A 17,835-nucleotide genomic window follows, 5' to 3' on the forward strand; every position below is an offset into this window, starting at 1 on the left:
CCCACCGGCCCACCCCTCGCCCCTTGTGGGAGAGGGGCAGAATAATCTGCGTTCAGCAGATTATTCAGGGTGAGGGGTATTCTTTCCTCCGCAGGGGAACGCGTTAAACGCAAGAAAGAATACCCCTCATCCGCCCTTCGGGCACCTTCTCCCACAAGGGGAGAAGGGAGGCCGATGGGTGGGAGCACGATGAGCCCCATCACACCACCTCCTCATAACTATGCCCAGCCCGCAACCCATCCCGCACCCGCGCCGCGATCGCCAAAAACTCCGGCGTCTCGCGAATATCGAGCGGCCGCTCGCGCGGCAGATTGCTCTCGATCACATCCGTCACCCGCCCCGGCCGCGGCGACATCACCACGATCTTCGTCGACAAATAAACCGCCTCGGGAATCGAATGCGTCACAAAGCAGATCGTTTTTTTGGTCCGGTCCCACAGCTTCAAAAGTTCAGAATTAAGGTGATCCCGCACGATCTCATCGAGCGCCCCAAAGGGCTCATCCATCAGCAAGAGATCGGCATCAAATGCCAGCGCCCGCGCAATCGACGCCCGCTGCTGCATGCCCCCCGAAAGCTGCCAGGGATATTTCTTCTCGAACCCCGAAAGGTTCACCAGATCCATCGTCCGCTTGATCCGCTCGGCCTGTTGAGCCTGCGAATGCCCCATGATTTCGAGGGGGAGCGCGATGTTCTTCTCGATCGTCCGCCAAGGATACAGCGCCGGCGCCTGGAACACATAGCCATAGGCCCGATCTTTTCGCGCATTCTCCGGCGTCTGGCCATTGATTCGCAGCGTGCCCGAGGTGGGCTGTTCGAGATCGGCAATCGTGCGGAGGAAGGTTGTCTTGCCGCAGCCCGAAGGTCCGATGAACGAAACGAAATCGCCCTTCTCGATGGTCAGGTTGACGTGGGACAGCGCCACGATGTCCCCATCGCCAGCGGGGAAGGTGAGGCCAAGGTTTTGGGCTTGAACGACGGGGGTCATAGTAAGGCCCCCTCTAGCGAAAACCCCACCATCAAACCCCCGTCGCCGGAATGCCCGTCCGCTCGACCTTGCGCGGCGCGACGATGTCCTTCCACTGGCTCAGCGCGCGATTGACCGCATTCTTCGCCTCGCGCGCCACGAATTTCCCGTGGCCCGGCTCCGCCTTCACCTCGTTCTCGACGATGGACACCTTACCCCGGCTCAGAACGAACCGCGGCATGCCCGTCACCTCAAAACCCTCGAACACGTTGTAATCGATCACCGACTGCTGGCTCTTCGCCGTAATCGTCTTCTTGCGCTTCGGGTCCCAGACGATCAGGTCGGCATCCGCCCCAACCATCACGGCACCCTTCTTGGGGTACATATTGAGAATCTTGGCGATATTCGTCGACGTGACGGCCACGAACTCATTCGGCGTCAGCCGCCCGGTATTGACCCCCGCCGTCCACAGCACCGGCAATCGATCTTCAAGCCCACCCGTCCCATTCGGAATTTTCGCAAAATTGCCGACGCCATTGCGCTTCTGCGCGGTGGTGAAGGCGCAGTGATCCGTCGCGACACACGACAGCGATCCCGCCTGCAAACCTGCCCAAAGCGAATCTTGATGCGCCTTGTTCCGGAACGGCGGCGACATCACGCGACGCGCCGCGTGGTCCCAGTCGGCGTTGAAATACTCGCTCTCATCAAGCGTCAGATGCTGCACCAGCGGCTCGCCATAGACGCGCATGCCCTTCTGCCGCGCCCGGCGAATGGCTTCATGCGCCTGCTCACACGACACATGCACCACATAAAGCGGCACGCCGGCCATATCGGCGATCATGATGGCGCGATTGGTCGCTTCGCCCTCGACTTCCGGCGGCCTCGAATAAGCATGGCCCTCCGGCCCATTATTGCCCTCGGCGAGCAGTTTCGCCGTCATTGCTGCAACGACGTCGCCATTTTCCGCATGCACCAGCGGCAGGGCGCCCAGCGCCGCGCAACGCTGGAACGAGGCGAACATCTCGTCGTCGTTCACCATCAGCGAGCCCTTGTAGGCCATGAAATGCTTAAACGAGGTAATGCCGCGATCGACCACCTCGGCCATTTCATCAAAAACCTGCTCGCCCCACCAGGTCACCGCCATGTGGAACGAATAATCCGCCGAAGCTTTCGACGTCTTGTTGTCCCACATCTGCAGCGCTTCAAGCAGCGACTGATCGGGATTGGGCAGGCAGAAATCGACGACCATCGTCGTGCCACCGGCAAGCCCAGCCCGCGTGCCGCTTTCGAAATCGTCGGCGGAATAGGTGCCCATGAACGGCATTTCGAGATGGGTATGCGGATCGATGCCGCCAGGCATCACGTAACAGCCGGTCGCGTCCAAAACTTCATCGCCCGACAGGTTCTGCCCGATCTCGACAATGACATCGCCATCGATTTTGACATCGGCGACATAGGAAAGATCCGCCGTGACGACGGTGCCGCCCTTGATAACTTTACTCATATCTTCGTTCCCTTGCAGTCTTATCAGCCCGCCCCGCACCCCTCAGCGCCTTGGCGAGCCTGTTGTTTTTATTCAGTGATTTCGGCCGTCTCCACCACCGCATGGAACAGCACGTCGCAGCCCGCCGCAGCCCATTCCATCGAAATCTCTTCCGCTTCATTGTGTGAGAGCCCACCAACACACGGACACATGATCATCGTCGATGGCGCCACCTTCGCCGCCCAGCAGGCATCGTGCCCGGCGCCGGAAATGATGTTCATGTGGCTGTAACCCAGTTTTTCTGCTGCCGAGCGCACGCGGCCCACCAGCGTCGGATCAAAGGTGACAGGATCGAAATGGCCCACAGCCTCGACCGAACACCCGACCCCGAGCTCCGCCGCAATCTCCGCCGCCTTGGCTTCGATCGTCGCGCGCATGCGGTCGAGCTTTTCCTGGCTCGGCGTGCGCAAATCGACCGTGAACACCACCGTCCCCGGCAACACGTTTCGCGAGTTGGGCGAGAATTTCACCTGTCCGACGCCCGCCACAGCCCCCGGCTGCTCGCCCATTGCCACGTCCTGCACCATCTCCATGATGCGGGCCATGGCGAGGCCGGCATTCACCCGCATGGTCATCGGCGTCGAGCCGGTATGGGCTTCCTTGCCCGTCAGGGTAAATTCGAGCCACCACAGCCCCTGGCAATGGGTGACGACGCCGATCTGCTTGTCCTCGGCCTCGAGGATCGGCCCCTGTTCGATATGATATTCGAAATAGGCATGCATCTTTCGCGCGCCGACCTCTTCGTCACCCACCCAGCCGATGCGCTTCAGCTCATCGCCGAACAGCTTTCCGTCCATGTCCTTGCGAGAATACGCATAGTCGAGACTGAGAACGCCCGCGAACACACCCGAAGCCACCATGGCCGGCGCAAAGCGCGCGCCTTCCTCATTGGTCCAGTTGGTCACGACGATCGGATGTTTTGTCTTGATGCCCAAATCATTCATCGAACGCACGACTTCGAGCCCTGCCAAGACGCCCAGTACGCCATCATATTTGCCGCCCGTCGGCTGCGTATCGAGGTGCGAGCCGATATAGACCGGCAGAGCATCCGGGTCGGTCCCGGCGCGCGTCATGAACATGGTGCCCATCTTGTCGACGCCCATGGTGAGCCCGGCCGCGTTGCACCAGCGCTGAAACAGCTCGCGGCCTTGCTTGTCGCTATCGGTCAGCGTTTGCCGATTGTTCCCGCCCGCAATCCCGGGACCAATCTTGGCCATGTCCATCAGGCTCTCCCAGAGCCGGTCGCCATTGATCCGAAGGTTCTCGCCGGGAGAGGTCATGCTTTTACTCTTTAGTCTCGTGGATAAGAAAAGGCCCCGCCATCGCAGCGCGAGGGCAGGGCCGGGAATGCTACTTCAGGCTTGGGAACGTAAACTCCGCTCCACCCTTGATGCCGGCGGGCCAGCGGGTGGTGACGGTTTTGAGCCGCGTATAAAAGTGAACCCCTTCGGGCCCATAGATGGAGTGATCGCCGAACAGCGATCGCTTCCAGCCGCCGAAGGAGTGATAGGCCACCGGCACCGGGATCGGCACGTTGATGCCAACCATCCCGACTTCGATCTTGTCGGCAAATTCACGCGCCGCGTCGCCGTCCCGGGTAAAAATCGCCGTGCCATTGGCATATTCATGCCCGTGGATCAGATCGACCGCTTCCTGAAAACTGTTCTTGCGCACGACCGAGAGCACCGGCCCAAAAATCTCTTCCTTGTAGATGGTCATGTCGGGGGTGACATTGTCGAACAGCGTGCCGCCGACATAGTAGCCGTTTTCATACCCCTGCAGCTTGAAGCCGCGGCCATCGACGACGAGCTCGGCGCCCTGTTCGACACCGAAGTCGATATAGCCGACGATCTTGTCGCGGTGCATTTTCGTGACCACTGGACCCATTTCGGCGTCCTTGTCGGTCGAGGGGCCGATCTTGAGGCTCTCGACGCGCGGCTTGAGCTTGGCGACCAGTGCATCGGCCGTCTTCTGACCCACCGGCACGGCCACCGAGATTGCCATGCAGCGCTCGCCGGCCGAGCCATAGCCCGCGCCCATCAGCGCATCGGCCGCCTGGTCGAGATCGGCATCGGGCATGATGATCATGTGGTTCTTGGCGCCGCCCAGCGCCTGCATGCGCTTACCGGCCTTGGTGCCGCGCTGATAGACATATTCGGCGATTGGGGTCGAGCCGACGAAACTGACGGCCTTCACATCGGGATGGTCGAGAATCCCATCGACCATTTCCTTGTCGCCATGAACGATATTAAGAATGCCCTCGGGGAGACCTGCTTCCATGAAGAGGTTCCAGATGAGGAGCGAAGCCGAGGGATCACGTTCGGAGGGTTTCAGGATAAACGCATTGCCGCAGGCGACGGCCGCCGGGAACATCCACATCGGCACCATGGCCGGGAAGTTGAACGGGGTAATGCCCGCAACGACGCCGAGCGGCTGGCGATCGGAGTAAGAGTCGATCGATGGCCCGACATTGCGCGAGAATTCGCCCTTGAGCAGTTGCGGAATGCCACAGGCAAAATCGACGCAGTCGATGCCGCGCGCGACTTCGCCCAGCGCATCGTCATGCACCTTGCCGTGCTCTTTCGAGATCTCGCGCGCGATATCGTCCGAATATTGATCGAGCAGCGCCTTGAACTTGAACATGACGCGCGCCCGCTTCATCGGCGGGGTATTGCCCCAGGCGACCTGCGCCTTGACCGAATTGGCGACGGCCGCATTCAGCTCGTCGAGGGTCGAGAGCGGCAGTTCGGCGCTCTGCTCGCCCGTTGCGGGATTGAACACGGGGACGCGCCGCGTCGAACTCGATGTGTAGCGCTTGCCGCCTACGGCATTCTCGATGATCTGCATTTTGGCCGCCCCTCCTTGGGAACAAAAATTCTATTTTAGAGTGTGTAGAATATTTGTTCCATTTCACTCAAGCGTTTTGAGGATCCCTGCAAGCTTGGTGACGATTTCGTCGATCTGGCTTTCCGAAACGATCAGCGGCGGCGAGAGCGCGATGATGTCGCCCGTCGTGCGAATGAGAAGCCCCTGTTCGAACGCCTTGAGGAAGGCCGAGAAGGCGCGCTTGGTCGGTTGCCCCGCAATCGGCTCGAGCTCGATGGCGCCGACAAGACCGATATTGCGAATGTCGATCACATGCGGCAGGCCCTTGAGCGAATGCAGCGCCGCCTCGAATTTCGGCGCCAGTTCCGCACCGCGGGTGAGAAGACCCTCTTCGCGATAGGTTTCGAGCGTAGCAAGACCCGCTGCCGAGGCGACGGGATTGCCCGAATAGGTATAGCCGTGGAAAAATTCGATGACGTGTTCCGGCCCGTTCATGAACGCATCGTGGATTTCTGCCGAAACCAGCACAGCGCCCATGGGGATGACGCCATTGGTCAGGCCCTTGGCGGTGACCATGATGTCGGGCACGACACCAAAATAGTCGGCGCCGAACGGCGTGCCCAAACGGCCATAGCCGGTGATCACTTCGTCGAAAATCAGCAGGATGCCGTGCTTCTTGGTGATATCGCGGAGGCGCTGCAGATAGCCCGGCGGCGGAATGAGCACGCCTGTCGACCCGGCCACCGGTTCGACGATAACCGCCGCGATGGTCGAAGCGTCATGAAGGGTGACAATGCGTTCGAGTTCGTCGGCGAGATCGACGCCGTGCTCCGGCAGGCCCTTCGAAAACGCGTTCTTGGCAAGGTTATGCGTATGCGGCAGATGGTCGACGCCGGTAAGGAGCGTGCCGAACATTTTCCGGTTGGTGACGATACCGCCGACCGAAATGCCGCCGAAATTGACGCCGTGATAGCCGCGTTCGCGGCCAATTAGACGCGTGCGCGAGCCTTCGCCCTTCACCTTGTGATAGGCGAGCGCCACTTTGAGCGCCGTCTCGACCGATTCCGAACCGGAATTGGTGAACAGCACATGGTCGAGCCCCGTGGGCGCGATGTCGATGATGCGATTGGCGAGTTCGAATGCCTTGGGATGTCCCATCTGGAAAGCTGGCGCATAGTCGAGTTCGGCGGCCTGGTTGGCGATCGCTTCGACAATTTTTGGCCGCGCATGGCCCGCATTGCAGCACCAGAGCCCGGCCGTCCCGTCGAGCACCTGGCGGCCGTCCGATGTCGTATAGTGCATGTCCTTGGCGGCCACGAACATGCGCGGCGCCTTCTTATATTGCCGGTTCGCCGTAAACGGCATCCAGAACGCGTTGAGATCGTTCGGCACGACGGTTGAAGTGGACACGGCGAAGTCGCTCCCTTGGCATGGTCCGGTCATTTTGCGCGGGCGCTTGACAGGGAAGCGCATTCGCCAGATTTTTGACCAGTTGGAAAAATGTTAGCACTCCTGTTCATTCCCGCAAGACGAAAATGGCGCCCAAAAACAAATCTCCAGCGTCACCGAAGGTGATCTCAGCGTCATCGAAGATGATCGCGCCAGCGTCATCGAAGGTGATGGCAACGGATGGCTCATCGCCCGCTCCGAAGCGCCAGCACAAGGCGGACGCCAAAGTCGCCACGGCCCCCGCAAAGCCGCGGCCGGTCACGCGCATCCAGCGCGAAAAACAGGACATCATTCTCGAAGCCGCGCTCGAGGTCTTTTCGGTCCACGGATTTCGCGGCGCAACGATCGATCAGATCGCCGAAGTGGCCGGTATGAGCAAACCCAACCTGCTCTATTATTTCCCGAAGAAGGAAGAGATCCATCGCCGCCTGATGTCAGAGCTCCTCGTCACCTGGCTCGCTCCCCTCGAAGAAATGCGCGCCGATGGCGATCCTTTCGTCGAGATCCGCTCCTATATCCGTCGGAAACTCGAAATGGCGCGCGATTTTCCCCGCCAAAGCCGACTCTTTGCCAATGAAATGTTGCGCGGCGCGCCGCACATCATCGATATGCTCGAAGTGGATTTGAAGGCCCTGGTCGAGGAAAAAGCCCAAGTGCTGCTCACCTGGATGGACCAGGGCAAGATTTCCCGCACCGATCCCTATCACCTGATCTTTTCGATCTGGGCGACCACCCAGCACTATGCCGATTTCGACGTCCAGGTGCGGGCAATCCTCGGCAAGGGCCGCGGCGGGGAAGGGCGGTTCGAGGATGCGGCAAGATATTTGGAGCAGCTCTTCTTGCACGGGCTGACGCCGAGGCCGAAGGGATAGCGTCTGGGGATCACCCCCTCCCAACCTCCCCCATCAAAGGGGGAGGTGCCGCTCCACTCTTGTGGCGCGATCCTACGGCAACCACCGGCAGATACCTCCCCCTTGATGGGGGAGGCTAGGAGGGGGTGATGTGAGCCCCGATGTGCCCTAACCAGCCCTACCCATCCAGCTCCGGATAATGCCGGAACAAATCACTCTCATTCGGCGCCAGCCGCCGCTCGCTCCGCAAATACGCCGCCACATTCGGCCGCGCCCGCACGCGCTCGCGCAAGTCCTCGACCCGCTCAAACTCTCCGCCGATCCGTCCCATCAGTTTGGGGAAGGCATAATGCAGCCCCTCCATCACCTGAAACAGCGAGAGGTCTGCATAGCTCAGCCGATCCCCGACCAGAAACTCAGGTCCCGCCGGATTGCGCGCCAAGATCGTCTCGAACCATTTTAGAAACTTCGGCACCCGCTCGTCGCAAAATTCCGCGGCCCGACGCCGCGCCTCCGGCTTCTGCTCCTCGTAATATTTGCCCATCCCTACCGGATGGTGCACGTCATGCCCCTCAAGCGCGAAGTCGGCGATGGTCAGTTGAATCTGATGCGTCCAGAGTTTGAGCCGCTCATCCCTCGGCGCCAGATCAAGCGTGCCGCCGAGATAAAACAGAATGGCGCTCGTCTGCCCGACCACCACATCGCCATGCCGCAGCACTGGCGGCGCAAAGCTCGGCGTAGCAATCTTCTCCGCCAGCGCCTCGATCACCCCGTCGCCCTCGACCCGCGCCATGTCCTCATAGGACACGCCCGCTTCTTCGAGCGCCAGCCGCACATATTCGCCCCGGCCCTGGATGCCGGTCCAATAAAAAAGTTCGTAAGTCATAGGCCCGAAATGCGCGGGGTTGCGAGCCGTTCCTTGACAGTTTTGCAGCGCTGTCCTTTCCTCACGGGCAGACCGTGAGGATTGGGCCATGCCCCAGATTGTTTCCGCCCATATGATGCTGACGCTCGACGGCTTCGGCACGGGGCTCAACCAGACGCGTGAAAGTCCGTTCGGCACCATCAATCCGCGTGACCTCGCGCGCTGGATGTTTGAAGACGGCGCCAACAATGCCGATGAGGTCAAGGCCGTCACCGATTACGGCGCCTTCATCATGGGCCGCAACATGTTCGCCGCCCCCGGCGAAACCGTTTGGGAAGACTCTTGGCGCGGCTGGATTTTGGCCGCCCGGCAAACTCAAGCCAATAACCCACCTCCGGGTCATCCCCGCGCAAGCGAGAAGCTCTTTTCCAGATCCAAGGGATACCCGCTTTCGCGGGAATGACGCAGTGGACGTTGGAAAACTCACTTCTTCCCAATACGACCCAAGTGCGTATCCTGAAAGCCGGTTTCCTTCTTGAGCCCATAGCCCAGCATGCGGTCCATGCCGATATGCGCCACCCAGATCGCCGCGATTCCAAAGGCGATCGGCCCGAACACAAAGCCGCTGGCCGCAACAAGCGCCGGGGTCACATAGGTATGGACGAGATTATAGCTCCACGCGCCAACGCGCGGTGACACCAGATAGCCGGCCATGAAGACATCGGGCACGAGAAACAGAACCGCGAAAACGATCCATGACTGGCCAAGCATGGCATAGGCGGTCACGCCAAAAACCACGGCCGCAAGGGCTTCGAGGCGGAGCAGCAAGGCGGTGCCCTTGATTGGGTTGGCGGCAGGCTGAGAAAGGGACATCGTCGTTCCGTCGATGGTCATGGCAAGCTCCTGTTCTGTTGAACAAGGTATAGTTCTCGCCATCCCCGTATAGAATTGACCAAATGTGGCGGCTGGCTATTCACTCTTGAATGCCTCGCTGACCCGTCCTGCAGATCAGCCCTTCGTGTGCTCACCTTGCTTTGGCCGCATCGCGGCATATCTAATGGAGCAACACCAAAGCGAAGGGGAGTGCCCCATGTCCACCAATCCGCGCCATTCCGTCGTCGCCTTGCGGGCTCAAATCCCCGAAACCGCGTTCACGGCCTCGACCCTCGGTACCGTGCGCGAAGGCAGCGGCGCCGTCATCAACGACAAGGGTCTCATCGTCACCATCGGCTATCTGGTCACCGAAGCCGAGGAAGTGTGGCTGACGACCCATGACGAGCGCGTCGTGCCCGCCCATGTCGTCGGCATCGACCAGGTCACCGGCTTTGGCCTCGTCCAGGCCATGGGCGATCTCGACCTGCCGGCCCTGCGGCTTGGCAGTTCGGCCGGCGCGCGTGTCAGCGATATCGGCCGCATCATCGACGGCGAGGGCGAAGAGGTCGTCAACGAGGTCGTCGCCCGCCAGGAATTTGCCGGCTATTGGGAATATATGCTCGACGAGGCGATCTTCACCTCGCCCTTCCACCCCTCTTGGGGCGGGGCCGCGCTGCTCGACAACAATGACAATCTCATCGGCATCGGCTCGTTGCGCCTCCAGATGATGAATGCCGGCGACACGACCGATATCAACATGGTCGTGCCCATCGATCTCCTCAAACCCATTCTCGATGATCTCGTCACGACTGGCCAGGCCGCGCGCGAGGCACGGCCATGGCTCGGCGTCTTTTCTGCCGAGCGCAACAATGGCGTCGTGGTGATGAACGTCTCCGATGGCGGCCCGGCCGATACAGCTGGCCTCAAGAGCGGCGACATCATTTCCGAACTCGACGGCGAGGAAATCGAAGGCCTCGGCGATTTTTACCGAAAACTCTGGGCCAAGGCTCCGGCCGGCTCCGAATTCGCCCTCCGCATCGTCCGCTCCGGCCGCGAATCCTGGGTCCGCGTCAAAACCGCCGACCGCAACGATTTTCTGGTCAAGCCGCAACTGCAGTAGAGCTGGTGGAGCGCGAAGCGCACCTCTCCCTCTGGGGGAGAGGTCGCCGCAACGCGGCGGGTGAGGGGGCCTTAATCCAGCCCCTTGATCTCCAGATGATCAAGCCCGAGCGCACGTCGTTTCCGCGCGCTCATCTTTGCCGCGATAATCTGGTGCGCCTCGACCACATAGGCTTCCACCTCGTCACCCGTCAGCGGGCTATCGACCGAAATCGCCACCCAACCCGCCCGCGCAAAATAAGGCGCCGGTCGGATTCCTGGCATCTCGGTGAGCAGATCGAACGACATCTCCGACACCTTGCACCACACCTCGCCGGGGTCGCGATCGAGCAGCGCAAAAATCTTATCCCCGACCTTGGCGACCGAATCGTCACGCCATTGCCGCACCACGGAAACGGCGGGCAGGCGCGCGACGAAGGCTTCGAAGCCCGGCCGGGTCATGATAGTGAGGTAGGGGGTGCTCAATGTTAACGGACTGCTAACAGAAACGGCGCAGCGGATAACCGCTACGCCGTGAAAAAATGCTACTCGGCAGCCACGCCCAGCCCGATCGGGCAAGAGACGCCGGTGCCATTCAACCCGCAATAGCCGTTCGGGTTCTTGGCGAGGTATTGCTGGTGATAGGTCTCGGCATAATAGAACGGACCAGCCTCACCAATTTCCGTCGTGATCGGACCTAAGCCCTTTTCACGCAAGGCATTTTGGTAAGCGTCCTTGCTGCGGGCGACGATGTCTGCCTGCTCGGGCGTCGTCGTATAGATGGCAGACCGATACTGGGTCCCCACATCATTGCCCTGCCGCATGCCCTGGGTCGGATCGTGCTCTTCCCAAAAGGTTTTCAGCAGTGTTTCCAATGAGATAGCCTTGGGGTCATAGACCACCTTGACCGCCTCGGTATGCCCAGTCTTGCCTGAACATACCTCTTCATAAGAGGCGTTCGGCGTATGTCCGCCCTGATAACCCACGGCGGTCACGTAAACGCCCGGCAGTTTCCAGAACAGCCGCTCGGCGCCCCAGAAGCAGCCGAGCCCGAAATAGACGGTCTCGAACCCCTCGGGATAGGGGCCTTTTAGGCTCTTGCCATTGACGAAATGTTCAGGTGCCACAGGCATTTCCACCGTCCGGCCCGGCAGGGCCTCAGCAGCAGAAGGAATAGATGTCGGCTTGGTGCGGAAGAACATGAAATGCTCCTTTCGCCCCATGATATGGGGATTTGCGGGTCTCTTTTGTAGGCTCAGATTTCTTCGGCGCGCAAAAACCGTTCACGACGTGGCGAGCGGCCCAGCAGCGCAAAGAGAATGCCGGGCAAGCCGATGACGGCAAAGGCCGGATAGGTCAAAAGCACATCGAGCGCATTGTCGAGCAGCGTCGCGAAGAACCGGCTATGCAAAAATTGTCGAAGCGCATCAAGGTTTTGCGCGCTGACCTGCATCCACACATCGCCCAGAGACGTGAAGGTGGCGACATTGCTTGCCAATGTCTTTGTGCCATCGATGACCAGCAACACCAGTGCAAGCCCGATGAGCCATGTGCCTATGATACGCAAGGCTATCCGCATTTACCCCGTCCCGTGCTCGCGGGCGGCGACCGCTCCGCCCCTGCACTCAATGATTGTGCCACGTCCTGCCTTCGCTCCACAAGAGATTGGCGCCATATCGAAAAACATGGGTAACAGGTCCAATCTCTGGCTTGCGCCCGCAAAGTTCATCGCTATATTGCGCCACGCTCGCAACGGCCCAACGTGGTCGCGCGCAGTCCGGTTCCGGACCTGCCACGGCGATGCGGAGAGATGGCCGAGTGGTCGAAGGCGCACGCCTGGAAAGTGTGTAGGCGGGTAACCGTCTCGAGGGTTCGAATCCCTCTCTCTCCGCCAGTTTTCCCAAGACCTTCGGAAACGTTTAAACGCTCGTAGATCAGAGCTCTTCGTAACGCCTTACTGCTTCGGGGGAGGCGTGGCGCAAGTTGCGCTATTCTAGCGACGTTGCTGGAACCCCAAGTCATAGGACGCTGCACGATAGCCAGAATGAACGATATAGTGCGCTGCGCGAGCGCACCGTCGACAGCTGTGCCATGCTCAATCGCTTCCCATATTCAGGAAATCGATCTTCTTTAGTCTATAGAATTAGTGGATATTGAAGGCTAACGTTCTCTCCATCACTGATCGGATGGAAAGACATGCAGCAGAGCCGTCGAACCGCGACCCTTTTAATCGCATCCTCGCTTCTATCACTAGCAAGTTTCGGCCTGGTGCACGCCCAGGAAAGCGCTCCACTTCTCGCCGACGTTCCGGCGGGCACGAAGCTCGTGGTGGGTGACCCGCAGACCAAGGTGGCGCTGCAGCTTTCCGGTCTCATCGACGAGATTCCCTTCGAGATCGAATGGACCAATCTCAGCGGTGGGCCGCAGACCTCGGAAGCCTTCCGGGCGCGGGCGCTCGATGTTGGCTCGGTGGCTGAAATTCCATCGATCTTTGCCAACTGGAATGACCTGCCGGTCCGCAACATTGCCTATCGCGAACGCGAAGATCCTATCGGCCATCCGATCTATCGGTTCGGCATCGCCCCAGGCGTGGACGTCAAGACTCTCGCCGACTTCCGCGGCAAGCGCATTGCCTTTAGCCCCGGCCAGGCCCAGGGCGCTTTGGTGCTGCGGGCTCTACAGGCGGCGGGGCTGACGCGCGACGACGTGACCCTGGTCGAACTGCCGAGTACGGGCGATGTCTATCCTGTGGCACTTGCCAGCCATCAGGTCGATGTGGCGCCGATCGGTGGGGTCTATATCCGGCGTTATGTGAACCAGTATGGCGCTGATGGCGCGACGGTGATCGAGCACGGGCTGCGCGATGATCCGAGCCATCTCTACGCACCGCAATGGGTGCTGGACGATCCGGCCAAGGCCGCGGCGCTGGCCGTCTATGTCGGCTTCTGGGCCCGCGCCACGCAATGGGTCAATGAGAACCCCGAGGCGTGGGTCGAGGGCTACTATGTTGGGGATCAGGGCCTGAGCAAGGAAGACGGCGAGTATCTCGTCGAGCTCGTGGGTAATCAGATCATCCCCGATAACTGGGACGAGGTCGTCGCCCGCCATCAGAAGACCATCGACCTCCTGGGCGCCGAGCTCGGCTACGAGCCCTTCAGCGCCGAGAACATCTTCGACCGCCGCTTCGAAACAATCGCCGCCGCAGCCCTAAGCGCCAAATAGACTTCCCTGAACCTGGAGTTCCGCGATGACCGATGTGACCAGCAGCCATAGTGGAAGGCTCGATGTCCTCGACCGGGAGAGACCGGCGAGCTATGCCCCGCCGACCAGCTTCCGCCCACCAGCCTTTGTCGAAAACTCGCCCCGGCGCCGCCGGCGCCTGGGGCCGGGTCCGGCCATTCCCTTCGGTCTCCAGATCGGGCCTCTCGCCCTGGTGTTGATCTGGACTGCGGCGTCGGCGTTCGGGCTGCTCGATCCGCGCATCCTGCCGGCGCCATGGGCAATTGTTGGCACCTTTGGTGATCTTATCGCCGATGGGCGGCTGCAATCGAACTTCCTTACCTCGTCGGTACGAGCGCTGCTGGGATTGGGGTTCGGCATCGTCATCGGTCTTCTGCTTGCGGTCATCTCCGGACTTTCACGGGTTGGAGAGGCCTTCATCGATGGGCCCATCCAGATCAAGCGCGCCGTACCGACACTCGCCATGATCCCACTCCTGATGCTGTGGCTGGGGATCGGCGAGACCATGAAGGTTACGATCATTACGCTTGGCGTCGTCGTGCCGATCTACATGCACACGCATAATGCGCTGCGGGCCATCGACGAGCGCTATGTCGAACTCGCTGAAACGTTGCGCATGAGTCAGCGTGATTTCCTGTTGCAAGTCGTGCTGCCCGGTGCAGTGCCTGGCTTCCTCCTGGGTTTACGGTTTGCCGTCACGCTGTGCTGGGTTTCGCTGGTGGTGGTCGAGCAGATCAATGCCACCTCGGGCCTCGGCTACATGATCGAACTCGCCCGCACCTATGGTCAAACCCAGATCATCATCGTTGGGCTCGTGGTTTATGCCGTCCTCGGCCTTGCCTCCGACGGCGTCGTCCGTCTGCTTGAAAGGAGACTGCTGTCATGGCGCCGCACGCTCGCTCATTAAAGGCGGTTGAAGTCCGCCGGCTGACCCGCCGCTTTGGCGACGTCACCATCCTCGACGACCTCGACCTCGACATTGCCCAGGGCGAATTCGTGGCTCTTTTAGGCAAGAGCGGTTCAGGTAAGAGCACATTCCTGCGTGCACTGGCCGGGCTCGACTACGAGGTGGACGGCACCGGGTCACTCCGAACGCCGGAAAAGCTCTCCGTCGTGTTTCAGGATGCGCGGCTCCTGCCTTGGCGCAACGTGATCCAGAATGTCACGCTGGGCCTTGGTGGGGCAGGACGTGAGCCTGGCCGAAAAGCTCTTGAAGAGGTAGGGCTCGCAGGTCGCGAAACGGCCTGGCCGATCCAGCTTTCCGGCGGCGAACAGCAGCGCGTGGCGCTGGCCCGTTCGCTGGTACGGGAGCCCGCATTGCTCCTGGCCGACGAGCCTTTTGGGGCGCTCGACGCGCTGACGCGGCTCAAGATGCACGACTTGCTCCGCGAGCTCTGTGCGCGCCACCGGCCGGCAGTGCTCCTCGTCACCCATGATGTCGACGAGGCGATCTCTCTGGCCGATCGCATTCTGGTGCTCGACCAGGGCCGCTTGGTGGAAGACCTCAAGGTCGACATCAAGGGCCGTCGCAGCCACAGCGATCCACGCTTTGGTGCCATCCGATCCCAATTGCTGTCGCGGCTTGGCGTCGACGTCGACGACCGAAGCGCTGCCTAAACGAAAGGACACTGAAATGAGTGAGAAAAGACAGCTCAAGCTCGGCGCCTTTATCATGGCGACCGGACACCATGTTTCGGCCTGGCGGCATCCAGCCTCGCAAGCCGATGCAGGACACAATATCGACCACTATAAGGACCTGGCTCAGACTGCCGAGCGCGGCAAGTTCGATCTCGTCTTCGTCGCTGACAGTCCGGCGGGGTGGGAGCGTGCCAAGGATCCGGAAGCGCTGCGACGCTCAAGCCAGGGCGCGCATTTCGAACCGATAACGCTTTGGGCAGCCCTGTCGCAGGTGACGAGCCATATCGGCTTTGTGGCGACGGCATCCACCACCTACGAGGATCCCTATCTCCTCGCGCGAAAATTTGCCTCGCTCGATCATATCAGCAAGGGTCGGGCTGCCTGGAACGTGGTGACAACCGGGGCCGACGTCTCCAAGAATTTTTCCATCCCAGGACATCCCGCCCATGCGGATCGTTACGAGCGCGCCGAGGAGTTCGTCGATCTCGTCAAAGGGTTGTGGGATTCCTATGAGGACGATGCTTTCGTGCGCGACAAGGCAAGCGGCGTCTATCTCGATCCCGATAAAATCCACCAGCTCAATCACCAGGGCAAATTCTTCACCGTCAGCGGTCCGCTCAATGTCGCGCGTCCCGTGCAGGGCTATCCAGTAATCGTGCAGGCTGGTGCCTCCGAGCCGGGACGTGAGCTCGCGGCCCGGACCGCCGAAATGATCTTTACCGCCAATCAGACCCTTGAAGATGCGCAGGAATTTTATTCGGACGTGAAGGGCCGACTTGGTCGCTACGGCCGAAGCACCAATGAGCTCCTCATCAGTCCTGGCATCTTCCCCGTGCTCGGCGGCACCGAGAAGGAGGCGCAGGAAGAGTATGACTATATCCAGTCCCTCATCCACCCCTCGATCGCCTGGACAATTCTGGAGCGCCAGTACAAGGGCATCGATCTTTCGGGATATTCGCTCGACGACCGCGCTCCGCCATTGCCGCAGAACACCGAGCTCAACAAGAGCCGGCTCAAGCTCGTAACCGATCTTGTCGAGCGCAATAACCTGACTCTTCGGCAGCTTTATCTGGCGGTTGCGGGCGCTCGTGGACACCGCACTGTCGTCGGTACGCCCGAGCAAGTTGCCGATGCGATCCAGGATTGGTTCGACAACGGCGCCGCGGATGCTTTCAACATCATGCCGCCCATTCTGCCGACCGGCCTTAGCGACTTTGTCGATCAGGTTGTCCCGATCCTGCAGAGAAGAGGGATTTTCCGGACCGAGTATGAGGGCCAGACACTGCGCGAAAATCTCGGACTGTTGCGTCCGGCCAACGGGCTTGCCCTGCCTGCCCTCCAGCGTAAGGCCGTCTAGAGACATGAGCACTCCCGAATTTCTTTGGTATATCCCCAATCAGGTGAACCCCGGCCATCGCGGCGAGCCCGTTGCCGTCGATCACAACAGCCTCGATATATTGACCGCGCAGGCCGAGGCGCTTGAGGACAATGGTTGGCATGGTGCGCTGATCGGAACCGGTTGGGGGCGGCCCGACACATTTACGCTTGCGACGGCATTGGCTGCGCGCACCCGGACCTTCGAACCGTTAATCGCCATCCGGCCCGGCTATTGGCGCCCGGCCAATTTCGCGTCTGCGGCGGCGACGCTCGATCACCTCACCGGTGGGCGGGTGCGGATCAATATCGTGTCGGGTCAGGATAAACTGGCCGCCTATGGCGACAGCGAAGGTGACCAAGCGCATCGCTATGCGCGGACCAAGGAATTCATGAGGCTCGTCCGGCGGCTTTGGACGGCGGAAAACGTCACCTTTGCCGGTGAGCATTTCTCGGTGACCGACAGCACCGTTGTGCCACGACCGATCGTTCGAGGCGATCGCAAACATCCCAAGCTTTACTTTGGCGGGGCGTCCGAAGCCGCGGAGCGCGTGGCGGCCACTGAAGCCGATGTGCAGCTTTTCTGGGGTGAACCGCTCGAGGGCATTGCCGAGCGCATCGCTCGGCTCAAAGCGCTCAGTCTCGAGCTCGATCGCGACCTGCCGCCGCTCAAGTTTGGGCTGCGGATCACCACTTTGGTGCGTGACACGACCGAAGAGGCCTGGCGGGATGCCGAGGCCAAGGTGGCTGAAATGGCAAGGCATCAGGGTTTGGGGTGGCACGATCACAACCGCAAGGTTGCCGTGGGTCAGAAGCGGCTGTTGGATCTGCATGCTCGCGGCGAGGTGCTCGACGATAATCTCTACACTGCGCCAGGAAAATTCGGCGGGGGTGGCGCCGGAACAACCTGGCTCGTCGGTTCGGCCCAACGCGTCGCCAATAGCCTCAAGAAATATCGCGCCCTGGGTATCGATACGTTTGTGCTGTCCGATACGCCCTATCTTGATGAGATCAGACGTCAGGGCCGGCATCTGCTGCCGCTGCTCCGTAGCGTCCCGGCAGATAGAGATGCGCAGGAAATAGAGCCGGAACTAGTGAATTAGGCCTCTACAAG

General features: G+C 60.6%; 18 protein-coding genes and 1 tRNA gene. 9 read left to right on the top strand and 10 right to left on the bottom strand.

Annotation, left to right across the window (positions count from 1 at the left end):
- Positions 1–199 precede the first annotated feature (199 nt).
- The 5 genes from ASE94_RS00855 to ASE94_RS00875 all read right to left on the bottom strand — a co-directional run bounded on the left by ASE94_RS00855 (position 200) and on the right by ASE94_RS00875 (position 6,698).
- Positions 200–985 carry an ABC transporter ATP-binding protein gene (locus tag ASE94_RS00855; RefSeq protein ID WP_062628809.1) on the bottom strand — a complete coding sequence of 262 codons (786 nt, stop codon included), beginning with the start codon at positions 983–985 and terminating at the stop codon, positions 200–202.
- 31 nt (positions 986–1,016) lie between these two features.
- On the bottom strand, positions 1,017–2,468 hold the full coding sequence (gene hydA, locus ASE94_RS00860; RefSeq protein WP_062628810.1) for a dihydropyrimidinase: 1,452 nt from the start codon (positions 2,466–2,468) through the stop codon (positions 1,017–1,019).
- 68 nt (positions 2,469–2,536) lie between these two features.
- Positions 2,537–3,787, bottom strand: coding sequence for a Zn-dependent hydrolase (locus tag ASE94_RS00865; RefSeq protein WP_062628811.1), 1,251 nt, complete (start codon positions 3,785–3,787; stop codon positions 2,537–2,539).
- Positions 3,788–3,857: 70 nt separating this feature from the next.
- Positions 3,858–5,354: a CoA-acylating methylmalonate-semialdehyde dehydrogenase gene (locus ASE94_RS00870; protein ID WP_062628812.1), complete on the bottom strand. Its 1,497-nt coding sequence runs from the start codon at positions 5,352–5,354 to the stop codon at positions 3,858–3,860.
- Between the two features lie 63 nt (positions 5,355–5,417).
- Entirely contained in the window at positions 5,418–6,698 is a 1,281-nt protein-coding gene (locus tag ASE94_RS00875; protein WP_244483894.1) for an aspartate aminotransferase family protein, read from the bottom strand.
- Positions 6,699–6,925: 227 nt separating this feature from the next.
- On the opposite strand from ASE94_RS00875, the gene ASE94_RS00880 reads away from it, so the two are divergent.
- Positions 6,926–7,654, top strand: coding sequence for a TetR family transcriptional regulator C-terminal domain-containing protein (locus ASE94_RS00880; protein WP_244483867.1), 729 nt, complete (start codon positions 6,926–6,928; stop codon positions 7,652–7,654).
- 157 nt (positions 7,655–7,811) lie between these two features.
- Here the strand turns inward: ASE94_RS00880 and ASE94_RS00885 are convergent, their stop codons facing one another.
- On the bottom strand, positions 7,812–8,519 hold the full coding sequence (locus ASE94_RS00885; protein ID WP_062628813.1) for a glutathione S-transferase: 708 nt from the start codon (positions 8,517–8,519) through the stop codon (positions 7,812–7,814).
- Between the two features lie 88 nt (positions 8,520–8,607).
- Here ASE94_RS00885 and ASE94_RS00890 point away from each other — a divergent pair, with 88 nt between their 5' ends.
- Positions 8,608–8,961, top strand: coding sequence for a hypothetical protein (locus ASE94_RS00890; RefSeq protein ID WP_062628814.1), 354 nt, complete (start codon positions 8,608–8,610; stop codon positions 8,959–8,961).
- Between the two features lie 20 nt (positions 8,962–8,981).
- Here the strand turns inward: ASE94_RS00890 and ASE94_RS00895 are convergent, their stop codons facing one another.
- The gene (locus tag ASE94_RS00895) at positions 8,982–9,392 is read right to left on the bottom strand and encodes a DUF4260 domain-containing protein (RefSeq protein WP_244483868.1); all 411 of its coding nucleotides are present in this window, start codon (positions 9,390–9,392) and stop codon (positions 8,982–8,984) included.
- A gap of 196 nt (positions 9,393–9,588) precedes the next feature.
- On the opposite strand from ASE94_RS00895, the gene ASE94_RS00900 reads away from it, so the two are divergent.
- The gene (locus ASE94_RS00900) at positions 9,589–10,491 is read left to right on the top strand and encodes a S1C family serine protease (RefSeq protein ID WP_061908785.1); all 903 of its coding nucleotides are present in this window, start codon (positions 9,589–9,591) and stop codon (positions 10,489–10,491) included.
- Positions 10,492–10,562: 71 nt separating this feature from the next.
- On the opposite strand, the gene ASE94_RS00905 is transcribed toward ASE94_RS00900, so the two are convergent.
- The 3 genes from ASE94_RS00905 to ASE94_RS00915 all read right to left on the bottom strand — a co-directional run bounded on the left by ASE94_RS00905 (position 10,563) and on the right by ASE94_RS00915 (position 12,048).
- Positions 10,563–10,931: an MmcQ/YjbR family DNA-binding protein gene (locus ASE94_RS00905; protein ID WP_062628815.1), complete on the bottom strand. Its 369-nt coding sequence runs from the start codon at positions 10,929–10,931 to the stop codon at positions 10,563–10,565.
- A gap of 83 nt (positions 10,932–11,014) precedes the next feature.
- The gene (gene msrA / locus ASE94_RS00910) at positions 11,015–11,671 is read right to left on the bottom strand and encodes a peptide-methionine (S)-S-oxide reductase MsrA (RefSeq protein ID WP_061908789.1); all 657 of its coding nucleotides are present in this window, start codon (positions 11,669–11,671) and stop codon (positions 11,015–11,017) included.
- A 53-nt stretch (positions 11,672–11,724) separates the two neighbouring features.
- Positions 11,725–12,048: a hypothetical protein gene (locus tag ASE94_RS00915; RefSeq protein ID WP_061908791.1), complete on the bottom strand. Its 324-nt coding sequence runs from the start codon at positions 12,046–12,048 to the stop codon at positions 11,725–11,727.
- Between the two features lie 225 nt (positions 12,049–12,273).
- Here ASE94_RS00915 and ASE94_RS00920 point away from each other — a divergent pair.
- The 6 genes from ASE94_RS00920 (at position 12,274) to ASE94_RS00945 (ending at position 17,824) form a co-directional block, all read left to right on the top strand.
- A tRNA-Ser gene (locus ASE94_RS00920) sits at positions 12,274–12,363 on the top strand.
- 302 nt (positions 12,364–12,665) lie between these two features.
- A complete protein-coding gene (locus ASE94_RS00925; protein ID WP_062628817.1) occupies positions 12,666–13,691 on the top strand; it encodes an ABC transporter substrate-binding protein in 1,026 nt (341 codons plus the stop codon).
- Positions 13,692–13,716: 25 nt separating this feature from the next.
- Positions 13,717–14,616: an ABC transporter permease gene (locus ASE94_RS00930; protein WP_082460705.1), complete on the top strand. Its 900-nt coding sequence runs from the start codon at positions 13,717–13,719 to the stop codon at positions 14,614–14,616.
- Complete coding sequence (locus ASE94_RS00935) at positions 14,592–15,326, top strand: ABC transporter ATP-binding protein (RefSeq protein ID WP_062628818.1); 735 nt, start codon at positions 14,592–14,594, stop codon at positions 15,324–15,326. Before ASE94_RS00930 ends, ASE94_RS00935 begins: the two co-directional genes overlap by 25 nt.
- A 16-nt stretch (positions 15,327–15,342) precedes the next feature.
- Entirely contained in the window at positions 15,343–16,704 is a 1,362-nt protein-coding gene (locus tag ASE94_RS00940; RefSeq protein WP_062628969.1) for an LLM class flavin-dependent oxidoreductase, read from the top strand.
- Between the two features lie 4 nt (positions 16,705–16,708).
- Positions 16,709–17,824 (top strand): LLM class flavin-dependent oxidoreductase, encoded by a 1,116-nt coding sequence (locus tag ASE94_RS00945; protein WP_062628819.1) that lies wholly within the window; start codon positions 16,709–16,711, stop codon positions 17,822–17,824.
- Positions 17,825–17,835: the final 11 nt, after the last annotated feature.

The sequence above is a fragment of the Devosia sp. Leaf64 genome, assembly GCF_001421945.1.
Classification (GTDB): domain Bacteria; phylum Pseudomonadota; class Alphaproteobacteria; order Rhizobiales; family Devosiaceae; genus Devosia.

Coding starts and splice junctions, on each gene's coding strand:
- ASE94_RS00855 (WP_062628809.1), bottom strand. CDS start 985: ATGACCCCCGTCGTTCAAGCCCAAAACCTTGGCCTCACCTTCCCCGCT.
- hydA (WP_062628810.1), bottom strand. CDS start 2,468: ATGAGTAAAGTTATCAAGGGCGGCACCGTCGTCACGGCGGATCTTTCC.
- ASE94_RS00865 (WP_062628811.1), bottom strand. CDS start 3,787: ATGACCTCTCCCGGCGAGAACCTTCGGATCAATGGCGACCGGCTCTGG.
- ASE94_RS00870 (WP_062628812.1), bottom strand. CDS start 5,354: ATGCAGATCATCGAGAATGCCGTAGGCGGCAAGCGCTACACATCGAGT.
- ASE94_RS00875 (WP_244483894.1), bottom strand. CDS start 6,698: ATGCCGTTTACGGCGAACCGGCAATATAAGAAGGCGCCGCGCATGTTC.
- ASE94_RS00880 (WP_244483867.1), top strand. CDS start 6,926: ATGATCGCGCCAGCGTCATCGAAGGTGATGGCAACGGATGGCTCATCG.
- ASE94_RS00885 (WP_062628813.1), bottom strand. CDS start 8,519: ATGACTTACGAACTTTTTTATTGGACCGGCATCCAGGGCCGGGGCGAA.
- ASE94_RS00890 (WP_062628814.1), top strand. CDS start 8,608: ATGCCCCAGATTGTTTCCGCCCATATGATGCTGACGCTCGACGGCTTC.
- ASE94_RS00895 (WP_244483868.1), bottom strand. CDS start 9,392: ATGACCATCGACGGAACGACGATGTCCCTTTCTCAGCCTGCCGCCAAC.
- ASE94_RS00900 (WP_061908785.1), top strand. CDS start 9,589: ATGTCCACCAATCCGCGCCATTCCGTCGTCGCCTTGCGGGCTCAAATC.
- ASE94_RS00905 (WP_062628815.1), bottom strand. CDS start 10,931: ATGACCCGGCCGGGCTTCGAAGCCTTCGTCGCGCGCCTGCCCGCCGTT.
- msrA (WP_061908789.1), bottom strand. CDS start 11,671: ATGTTCTTCCGCACCAAGCCGACATCTATTCCTTCTGCTGCTGAGGCC.
- ASE94_RS00915 (WP_061908791.1), bottom strand. CDS start 12,048: ATGCGGATAGCCTTGCGTATCATAGGCACATGGCTCATCGGGCTTGCA.
- ASE94_RS00925 (WP_062628817.1), top strand. CDS start 12,666: ATGCAGCAGAGCCGTCGAACCGCGACCCTTTTAATCGCATCCTCGCTT.
- ASE94_RS00930 (WP_082460705.1), top strand. CDS start 13,717: ATGACCGATGTGACCAGCAGCCATAGTGGAAGGCTCGATGTCCTCGAC.
- ASE94_RS00935 (WP_062628818.1), top strand. CDS start 14,592: ATGGCGCCGCACGCTCGCTCATTAAAGGCGGTTGAAGTCCGCCGGCTG.
- ASE94_RS00940 (WP_062628969.1), top strand. CDS start 15,343: ATGAGTGAGAAAAGACAGCTCAAGCTCGGCGCCTTTATCATGGCGACC.
- ASE94_RS00945 (WP_062628819.1), top strand. CDS start 16,709: ATGAGCACTCCCGAATTTCTTTGGTATATCCCCAATCAGGTGAACCCC.